The sequence below is a fragment of the Burkholderia sp. ABCPW 14 genome, assembly GCF_001523835.1.
GTDB classification, from domain to species: domain Bacteria; phylum Pseudomonadota; class Gammaproteobacteria; order Burkholderiales; family Burkholderiaceae; genus Burkholderia; species Burkholderia mayonis.
In genome coordinates this window covers 104,669-114,295 of record NZ_LOVS01000144.1, presented here as the reverse complement: position 1 = coordinate 114,295, position 9,627 = coordinate 104,669, and the positions used below count along the sequence as shown (strand labels likewise).

The following is a 9,627-nucleotide window of genomic DNA, read 5'->3' as shown; positions in this document are numbered from 1 at the left end:
TCATCGCGGAGACGGCGGTGACCGAGATCACCGAGCGCGGCGCGACGCGGATGGACGATCAGGCGTCCGAAGCCGCGATGGAGCAGCGCAAGAAGCAGGGCTATTTCTGACGCACGCGAGGACATCCCCATCATGACGACCATCATCGACAACAACGAAGACCTCGGCGTGCTGCGCTTCATCACGGCGGGCAGCGTCGACGACGGCAAGCGCACGCCGATTCATCTGCGCGCGGCCGGCGCCATGCGGTCGAGCCGGATTTCGGCGGCAAGCGTTCGATCGCCGGTCCATTTGGCTTCGACGAGGACGCACCGGTTTGCGCGGGACGCGTGCCGCGCATCCGGGGCTGTCGCGCCGCCGCGTTTCCCGCCATGCGGCTCCGGCATGGCGACGGCCATCCGACCATGAACGCGCTCGGCGCGCGAATCATGCATCACGGGCATCACGGCATCGACCAGGACGCGCTCGGCCGCGGGGAGGCCGGTTGCGAGGCGCGCCTGTGCCTCGCGCGGCCCGAGCGTCCCGTGTTCAACCGCATCGAGATCGTCTGCAAGCATCTTGGGCGTCGACGGCGACACTGCGTCGCCCGGATCCAGGAAGCGATCGACGTCGAGTTCGACAAACCACTGAGCAGATATGGCATCGGATCTCAAATCCATTTCTCGTGAACGCCCGGCTGGCAACCTTGCTGGCGGGCTTCCGATCGAGGCCGCGGGCAACGCCTGCCGCAAGCGCGACCGGTCGGTCGTGAAACCCGAAAAACCGCCGGCGGGAAAGACGCATCCGCCGACCAAGCGCCTTTTCTCGATCGGCAACGCTCCGGCCACGTTCGGCGAACTGGTCCAGGGGCGCGAATCGGCGTCCGGAAACGATTTTCTGATCACGTTTCCGATTACGTTGACGTCGACCGCCCGATTCTGCCGGTTTCGGCATTCCGACCGCCTGTATGTCTTTCCGGCGAGCAAGCGGAAATCGCTGAAGGCGGCCATGCTCTTTCTCGACCGGTTCGGCATCCGCACGGGCGGCGTCCTGCAGATCTGCAGCGACGTGTCCGAGGGCAAGGGGCTCGCGAGCTCGTCCTCCGACATCGTCGCGACGCTGCGCGCGCTCGCCGCGTGTTTCGACGTCTCGCTCTCCATCGCCGACATGTGCGCGATCATCCGCGAGATCGAACCGACGGATGGCGTGATGTTCGACGAATCGGTCGCGTTCTTCCATCGCAGGGTCGAGCTGGGCAAAGTGATGGGCAAGCTGCCGAAAATCTGCATCCTCGCGATCGACGAGGGCGGCACGATCGACACGGTCGAGTACAACCGTCATCGCTTCGAATACTCCAACGAGGAAACGGACCAGTACGCGGCGCTCCTCGCCGACGTCGATGCGGCGATCTCGCGCTGCGACGTCCGACAACTCGGGCGCGCCGCGACGCTCAGCGCGCAAATGCACCAGAAGCGCAACCCGAAGCGAACCCTGCGACAGCTCGAAGCGCTGATGCGCGAAGTCGGCGCGGACGGCATCGTCAACTGCCATAGCGGCACCTTCATCGGCGTGTGCTTCGATGCGTCGCATCCCGACGCGCTCGACACGATCGCGCGCGCCGAACGCACGCTGCGCGACGCGCTTCGTCAACCCGTCTCGCGATTTTTCACCAGGTGAGCTCATGACATGCGACACAGCATCGAACAGGAACGCCCGGGAGAGCGTCTCGGATGCGATGGCCGAGCCGCGGATCGTCCCGCTCTCGCCGAATCTTCAGCCGCCGCGCTCGAAGTGATGAAGATCATTCCGGCCTAATGCATCATCGAGCAGGCGATCCGCGATGGCCGGATCAATCGCGACACGCTCGTCGTCGAGTCGTCGAGCGGTAATTTTGCGCTCGGCCTTGCGGTCATGTGCCGCGAGCAGGGGCTCAAGCTGAGGATCGTCGGCGATCCGGCGATCGATCCGAAGCTGCGCGGCATGCTGCACAACCTGGGCGCCGAAGTCGACATCATCGAGAAGCCGGATGCGCCCGGCGCGTACCAGCGCCTGCGGCTCACGCGCGTCGCGCAATTGCTCGACGCGCATCCGAACGCGTTCTGCGTGCAGCAATACGACAATCCGCAGAATCCCGGCGCCTATCGTCCGCTCGCCGAGCGGCTGCTCGAGGAAGTCGTGCCGACGTTCGGCCTGGTCGCGTGCGTCGGTTCGGGGGGGCTCGTCGGTCGGCCTGGCGACGCACCTGCGGCGGCGCAGCGAGCACGCCGCGTGACGGGCGTCGACACGTTCAACAGCATGCTGTTCGGTTTGCCGGACGTTAAGAGCACGCTTCGCGGACTCGGCAACAGCATCATGCCGAAGATTCTCGATCACGCGCAATTCGACGAAATCCACTGGCTGACGAGCCCGCGGGCGAATCTCGCCGCGATCGAACTTCATGCGCGCTGTGGCTCGGCGTCGCCTGTAACCAACGTGTCCGGCTTGTGGGGGACTCCATGTCTCACCCAAAAGCCGGACACATTACGCGCTACAGATCCGGACAATTCATTTGCTCGCGACACGGCCGGGTCGATCGCTTGATCGTTTTCCTGTTCATCCAACATATACGTTTTGTATACAAATCATATATATTCGTGCGATGGGCATAGTCAAGATATCCGACGCGATGCATGAGTCGCTGCGCCACGCGAGCGCCGCGCTGAACCGATCGATCAATGCGCAGGCGGAGCACTGGCTGCGAATCGGGATGCTTGCGGAATTGCATCCGACACTCAGTTATGCGGAGATTTGCCGGATGATGATCCAGGCGGAAATTCAGGGTGCCGAAACGACGGCGGCGGGCGACGGCGCCGCAAGGACGGCATGATGACGCGTTCCCGACAAGTTCCGATCCGCTCGCAAGCCGAGATCGCGATGGCGCGTCGCGCCGGCATGCTAGCTGCGGAGGTGTTGAGCATGATCGCGCCGCACGTGAGGGCAGGCGTGACGACGAACGAGCTGGATCGGTTGTGCCACGACCATATCGTCGACGTGCTGCGCGCGCGGCCTGCCAACGTCGGCTACCACGGATATCCGAAGACGATCTGCGCGTCCGTGAATCATGTGGTCTGTCACGGCATTCCATCCGACCAGCCGCTGAAGGACGGCGACATCGTCAACATCGACGTCGCGCTCGACATGGACGGCTGGTATGGCGATACCAGCCGCATGTACTTCGTGGGCGAGCCGGCTGCCCCGGCGCGGCGTCTCGTCGACGCGACCTACGAGGCGATGATGGCGGGTATCGCGGCGGTTCGCCCCAGCGCGACGCTCGGCGACGTCGGCCATGCGATCCAGAACGTCGCGCACCGCAAAGGCTTCAGTGTCGTGCGCGAGTATTGCGGCCACGGCATCGGCCGCATCTATCACGACGAGCCGCAGGTGCTCCATTACGGGCGGCCGGGAACCGGGCTTCGTCTCGCGCCCGGCATGATCTTCACCGTCGAGCCGATGCTCAATGCGGGGCGCGCCGAAACGCGGCAACTTCCCGACGGCTGGACGGTCGTCACGCGGGATCGGTCCTGGTCCGCGCAGTGGGAGCATATGGTCGTCGTCACCGAGGACGGATTCGACATCCTGACGCCGTGGCCGGACGGCGAGCCGGCGCGCCCGCCCGCCGTCGCCGACGCGGCGCCGCGCGCGACCGAGCTGGGATAGGGTCACTCCACATTAATGAGACGGGCTTGCGCTGGCCGCCAGAAGGGGCGAGCGGGGGCGAGCGCCGCGTCATGCTCCTTGCGAATACGTCGAGTGTCCGCTGCGTCGCAATCCTTGCGCTCGCCCCTTCTGGCGGCCAGCCCCGAGAAGGATTGTTCAAAACAGGGGAACGCGCCTTCCCGCCCGCATTGCGGCGTCGGTCGTCGCTGGCTTGGCTCGGCCAAACGGCGCGCCTCCCTTCTTGCCCGGCAAGCGGGAAGGCGCGTTCGCCAGCCCGTCATTGGCGCGAACTGTCCCTAGCCCGGCTCATCGATCAAGCGTGCCCGGCTGCGCCGGTGCGCGTCGAACGATCGCGTTCGCATGTTTGGGGCGGTCGGACGTCGCGGGCGTGTTCTGACGCTCGATTGGTCGAGCGTCGCCGTATCGTCGTGTAAATTGCGCGAGCGTGATGCACGCCCGTGCGAATCGCGGGCGCGTCGACGCGTTCACCCATCCGCGAAGCCGCGCGCACGGCGCGACGGACCGGTTGCTGAGCACGCCGCGCGGATTCGGCGAGCGCGCATCGCGTCACTTCTTCGGCGCGTCGCCGTCGAACGATCGCATCGTATACGCGAGCACCGAGCGCAGCACTTCGCTGCGGCGTTCGGGCGTCGCCATCGCGCGCGCGACGAGCACCGCGCCGATCGCCGCGCACCCGAGCGTCCACGCCGCTTCTTCGTCGTGCAACGCGTCCGCGAGCGACGCCTGGAAGCGCTTGATCAAGTCCTCGAACATCGTGCGGGTCGCGACATCGGCGCGGGCAATCTCCGGGCCGAGCGCGGGCACCGGGCATCCGAGCTCCGGATGGTCGGCGTGTGCGGTGCTCAGATAGCCGCGCAGCATGGCGACGAGCTCGTCCTTCGAGCGGCCTTCGACCGTCGCGAGCACCTTCGACATCTCGTGCTCGACGATCGCGCACAGGAATTCCGGCTTCGATCTGAACTGCGAGTAGAACGCGCCCGTCGTCACGCCGGCCGCCGCGGTGAGCGCGTCCATCCCCGTGTTCGCGAAGCCGCTCTTCTTCGCGAGTGCGGCGCCCGCCTCGACGAGGCGCGCGCGGCTCGCCTCCTTGTGTTTCGGTGAATAGCGCATGTCCGTTCCGTTTTCGAGGCTTTGATCGATTGACGTCAATTGAAGTATAGAATAACGTCCGTTACCATAACGATCGTTATTATATGCTTCCCCAACCGTAGCCGGCCCGCCCGGCAGATGGAGCGTTCGATGGCAACCGAGAAAACCGCCTGCATTCTGTGTTCGCGCAATTGCGGCCTGGAGGTCGTGATCGAAGCGGGCAAGTTCGCGAAGATACGCGGCGACGAAGCGCATCCGGTCTCGAAGGGCTATCTGTGCCAGAAGGCGGCGCGCCTCGCTTACTACCAGCATCACGACGACCGCCTGACGCATCCGCTCAGGCGCGAGCCCGACGGCAGCTTTGTGCGCGTGACGTGGGACGAGGCGCTCGACGACATCGCGCAGCGCCTGCTCGCGCTGCGCGAGCGGCACGGCGGCGACGCGTTCGCGTTCGTGGGCGGCGGCGGGCAGGGCAATCACGTCGGCGGCGCGTACGGGCGGCAACTGCTCGCGGCGATGCGCAGCCGCTACGCGTATAACGCGCTCGGGCAGGAGAAGACCGGCGATTTCTGGCTCAACGGCCGGCTGTTCGGCCGTCAGGACTGCCACACGACCGAGGACATCGAGCATGCGGACTACGTGCTCATCGTCGGCGCGAATCCGTATCAGGCGCACGGCATCCCGAACGCGCGCGACACGCTGCGCGACATCAAGAAGGATCCGAACCGGACGATGGTCGTCGTCGACCCGCGCCGCTCGGAGACGGCGAAGTTCGCCGATATCCATCTGCAGGTGCGGCCGGGGGCCGATGCGTATCTGATGAGCGCGATGCTCGCAATCATCGTGCGCGAAGGGTTGCACGACCGCGCGTTCATCGATCGGCATTGCGGCGGCTTCGAGCACGTCGAGCGCGCCCTTCTCGATGTGCCGATCGAAGACTACGCGCGCCGCGCGGACGTGCCGCTCGCGGACGTCGAGCGCGTCGCGCGCGGTTTCGCGACGGCGCGGGCGGCCTGCGTGCGGGTCGATCTCGGCATCCAGCACACGCTGCATACGACGCTCAACGGCTATCTCGAGAAGCTGCTGTATCTCGTCACTGGCCATTTCGGCAAGCGCGGCGGCAACAATCTGCATACGTTCCTGCTGCCCATCATCGGCCATACCGACGAGCGCGTGCGCAAGCAAGGCAAGCCGCTCAAGCGGACCGCGCATCACGCAATGCATCCGATCGGGGGCATCTTCCCGCCGAACATCCTGCCCGACGAGATCGAGCATGCGGGCGAGGACCGCGTGCGCGCGGTGTTCGTCGACAGCGCGAATCCGCTCGTCACGTACGCGGACTCGCACGCGTACGAACGCGCGTTTTCGAAGCTCGAGCTGCTCGTCGTCGTCGACGTCGCGTTGACCGAGACCGCGCGTCATGCGCACTACGTGTTGCCCGCCGCGTCGCAGTTCGAGAAATGGGAGGCGACGGGTTTCAATCTCGAATTCCCGGCGAACGCGTTCCATCTGCGCCATCCGCTCTTCGCGCCGCTCGGCGAAGCGCTGCCCGAGCCGGAGATCTACACGCGGCTCCTCGAGAAGATGGGCGAGATTCCGCGCCGCTTTCCGCTTCTCGAGCGCGTCGCGCGGCTCGAGCCGAAGGCGTGCGCGCATCTCGTCTACCTGGGCGCGCTCGGCGTCGCGCTCGCGGCGAACAAGGGCTGGCGGCGCCATGCGGCGTCGGTCGTCTATCGGACGCTCGGCCGCGCGCTGCCGGACGGCGCGGCGAGCGTCGCGCCGATTCTGCCGCTCGCGATCGCATACGCGCAGCGGCATCGCGCGGCCGTGCGCCGCGCCGGACACCGCGGCAACCGGCTGACGCTCGGCGCCGCGCTGTTTCGGGCGATCGTCGAGCGGCGCTCGGGCACGCTGATGAGCGTGCACGAATTCGACGAGATGTGGCGCTTCATTTGCCACGAAGACGGCCGCGTCCATCTGCACATTCCGGAGATGCTCGACGAATTGCGCGCGCTCGAGACCGAGTCGCCGCCCGGCGCCGGCTATCCGTTCGTGCTGATGGCGGGTGAGCGGCGCGCGTACAACGCGAATCAGATCTATCGCGATTCGTCGTGGCGCAAGGTCGATCCGCACGGCGCGCTGCGGATCCATCCGGACGATGCGGCGGCGCTCGGCGTCGCGGACGGCGGGAAGCTCGCGTGCGCGTCGGAGAAGGGAAGCATCGAGGTCGTCGCCGAGCTCGACGACAGCGTGCGGCGCGGGATGGTCACGCTGCCGCACGGCTACGGAATGCGCTACAAGGATGGCGCGCCGAGCGGTCCCGAGCTGAATCGCCTGACGTCGGGCGCGCATTGCGATCCGTTGTCGCGCACGCCTTATCACAAGTACGTGCCGGTGCATTTGCGGAAGGTCGAGGAAGTCGTATCGCAGGAGGCCGCCGCATGACGTTCGTCGTTCTGGAAGAGTGCATCCGGTGCAAGCACACCGACTGCGTCGAGATTTGTCCGGTCGACTGTTTTTACGAGGGGCCCAATTTCCTCGTGATCAATCCGGACGAATGTATCGATTGCGCGCTTTGCGAATCGGCATGCCCGGTCGACGCCATTCGCGCCGACAGCGAAGTGCCGGCGAACCAGCAGGCGTTCATCGCCCTGAATGCCGAGCTGGCCGCGCACCCCAATTGGACGAGGATCACCAGCAAGCGGGCCCCATTGGCCGATCACGAGCAATGGACGGGCGTGCCGGGCAAGTTGGCATGGTTGGTCCGCAATGAGGGTTGAGCGGCTGAGCGTTCGATGCGGTCGACGTATCGGGCGGCCACTGCCGTCGCCTCCGATTGGGACGTTCATCGAAGGTCCGGAAGGATGGCGCTTGCTTACCGGGCGACGCCGGGCGAGCGGATTCGGGATTCGGAATAGCTTCTTTGCGGAAGTGTCGTCCGGTAACGGATGCGGCGGTCTGCCGGCGGATGCCCTCGTTCAACTCGACCTGGCGCCGAAATGCGGCGACTGTTCACGTCCGCTCAATCGATGGGCGTCTGCCGCGTTTTTCGGCTTCCCGGTTCGAGCGACATTCGGATGCAATGAACCTGATTCTTCAACCCACGTAACTTGACTATGGCGCAAAAGGAAGCATCGATGCGGTTCTGGGGCGGTTTGGGAAACATGCTGTCACTCGGCTTCATCCTGAGCATCGTGGTGGCGATGGGGTTGTCGGGATGGATCGCGCTGCAGGAAGGCACTCATCGCTTCATGTTGCCGTTCACGACGGAAAATGCGGTCCAGCGGATCACGGATGCCGTGAGCGTCGCACGGGCCGAGCCCACGCTCGAGAGGCTCTCCGGCGTCAGCGACGAATTGTGGGCGTTGTCCCTGTTCTCGACGGCCAAGCGATTCACCGATTCGAAGCTGATGGAGCAAGGCATCTATTACGCCACGATGCCTAAGTCCAATCAGGTCGCCATCGCGGTGCACGTCTTGTTCAGCGTGTTTTGCGTGATGTTCGGCGGACTGCAATTCTGGCCTGCGTTCCGAAAGCGTTTCATGAAGGTGCATCGAGGCATCGGTGCGATTTACATCGCAACCGTGCCTGTCGCCGTGGTGGCGGCACTATGCTACATGGCGTTGACGCCGCCGCATCACATCTACGATCACCTGGTTGCCTGGGTCGCCCTGTGGGTATTCGGGGTGCTCGCTCTGGTTTCCATCACGATGGCGATACGGGCCCTCAAGGCGCGCCGTATCTTCGAGCATCAGGCCTGGATGGCGCTGTCGTTCGGCTGTCTGCTGGTCGCGCCGTTGTTGCGCCTCGATTGGGCATTGTTGGTGCCGTTCTTTCCCGACATCGATCAGGAAACCCTGAACCTGGTCACCATGGGGCTCATGTTGCCCGAAGTGCTGTTGATCGTGTACGGGCTGGTATTGGTGAATCGGCAATACGCGAGACCCATGAAGCGGCGCGTCGCTGCGGCCATGGCCGATCTCGGGGCGGCATTGTATCTGCGGTCGATGCCGTTGATTTACGGTATCGCGGCGGCCTTGCTCGCTTTCAACGTGATGTTCTACGTCGTGGGCCACGGCATGTCGAGCATCGAGGTGGCCTCGGCGCTGGTGCCCGCCGCGTTGATCATGCGTGAACAGTCGGTGCTCATGGCTCACCCGATGATCGCGGCCGGATTTGCCGTTGCCTGCGGACTGGCGTTTCCCGCGGCTGCGCTTACGCTGAAACAGCGCTTGAGTCGAGCCGACGAAGCTGCCGGGGCGTCTCGGGGCGCTACGAGCCTGTTGACGCCCTGGCTGGCGTTGGCGGCGGGGATCTCGTCTTGTTTCCTGGGCTGGCGCATGGGCCTGGCTCCTCACAACGTATGGCTGTCGGGCGGAACGATGTACACGGTAAACGGCCTGGTCATTGCCGGTTTCGGCGCCTTGCTGTTGATGGCGCGAAGCAATCGCAAGCAGGCGTTGATGAAGGAGAGCTTGGTTTTCCTGCTTTGCCTGCTGCCTTTCCCGGCGCTCTTTTTCCTTACGCTGCAGATCGTGAGCTGGCTTCACTTGCCGGCGGATTACATCGCGGCCGGCCAGGGTTTCGTGCTGCCCGCGGGCGCGAGCGGATCGTTGCTGTTTGTCGCCATCATCCACGTGGTGTATGGCCAGGCGACGCGTGAGCACAATTAGGCTGACCCGGTTCGATTTGCCCGGATTGGGGCCGGGCCGTGGCGGTGCGCCGCTTCGCCGCGCATCGTGGTGGCGGGCCCGGTGCGGACAGATGCTGGAGGCGACTGCGGTTGACGAAGCGATCGCAGTCGCATGCTGCTCCGGCGAGCGCCCATTCGTCGATTCGTCG

The 9,627-nt window shown here is 65.1% G+C and carries 8 protein-coding genes and 2 pseudogenes; 9 read left to right on the top strand and 1 reads right to left on the bottom strand.

All coding sequences use genetic code 11. The features are described 5' to 3' along the window. The 6 genes and pseudogenes from WS62_RS34580 to map form a co-directional block, all read left to right on the top strand. Nucleotides 1-110: pseudogene (locus tag WS62_RS34580) on the top strand (sulfate adenylyltransferase subunit CysD); the annotation flags it as partial. 294 nt (nt 111-404) lie between these two features. Then, nucleotides 405-668: a hypothetical protein gene (locus WS62_RS38375; protein WP_066575351.1), complete on the top strand. Its 264-nt coding sequence runs from the start codon at nt 405-407 to the stop codon at nt 666-668. Then, nucleotides 637-1,656, top strand: coding sequence for a GHMP family kinase ATP-binding protein (locus tag WS62_RS22330; protein ID WP_066575348.1), 1,020 nt, complete (start codon nt 637-639; stop codon nt 1,654-1,656). The genes WS62_RS38375 and WS62_RS22330 overlap by 32 nt, the downstream gene beginning before the upstream one ends. A gap of 4 nt (nt 1,657-1,660) precedes the next feature. Further along, nucleotides 1,661-2,430: pseudogene (locus WS62_RS22325) on the top strand (pyridoxal-phosphate dependent enzyme); the annotation flags it as partial. 187 nt (nt 2,431-2,617) lie between these two features. Beyond that, complete coding sequence (locus tag WS62_RS22320) at nt 2,618-2,845, top strand: ParD-like family protein (RefSeq protein ID WP_066487868.1); 228 nt, start codon at nt 2,618-2,620, stop codon at nt 2,843-2,845. Beyond that, nucleotides 2,845-3,675, top strand: coding sequence for a type I methionyl aminopeptidase (gene map, locus WS62_RS22315; protein WP_066575372.1), 831 nt, complete (start codon nt 2,845-2,847; stop codon nt 3,673-3,675). The genes WS62_RS22320 and map overlap by 1 nt, the downstream gene beginning before the upstream one ends. A 567-nt stretch (nt 3,676-4,242) precedes the next feature. Here map and WS62_RS22310 read toward each other — a convergent pair. Further along, nucleotides 4,243-4,806, bottom strand: coding sequence for a TetR/AcrR family transcriptional regulator (locus WS62_RS22310; RefSeq protein ID WP_066575370.1), 564 nt, complete (start codon nt 4,804-4,806; stop codon nt 4,243-4,245). A gap of 129 nt (nt 4,807-4,935) precedes the next feature. Between WS62_RS22310 and WS62_RS22305 the strand changes: the two genes are divergently transcribed. From WS62_RS22305 to WS62_RS22295, 3 genes are all read left to right on the top strand, one after another. Continuing rightward, complete coding sequence (locus WS62_RS22305; RefSeq protein WP_231748380.1) at nt 4,936-7,230, top strand: molybdopterin-dependent oxidoreductase; 2,295 nt, start codon at nt 4,936-4,938, stop codon at nt 7,228-7,230. After that, nucleotides 7,227-7,565 (top strand): ferredoxin FdxA, encoded by a 339-nt coding sequence (gene fdxA / locus WS62_RS22300; protein ID WP_066575343.1) that lies wholly within the window; start codon nt 7,227-7,229, stop codon nt 7,563-7,565. The genes WS62_RS22305 and fdxA overlap by 4 nt, the downstream gene beginning before the upstream one ends. A gap of 336 nt (nt 7,566-7,901) precedes the next feature. Then, nucleotides 7,902-9,458, top strand: a complete 1,557-nt coding sequence (locus tag WS62_RS22295) for a DUF2306 domain-containing protein (RefSeq protein ID WP_066575341.1) — start codon at nt 7,902-7,904, stop codon at nt 9,456-9,458. Nucleotides 9,459-9,627 lie beyond the last annotated feature (169 nt).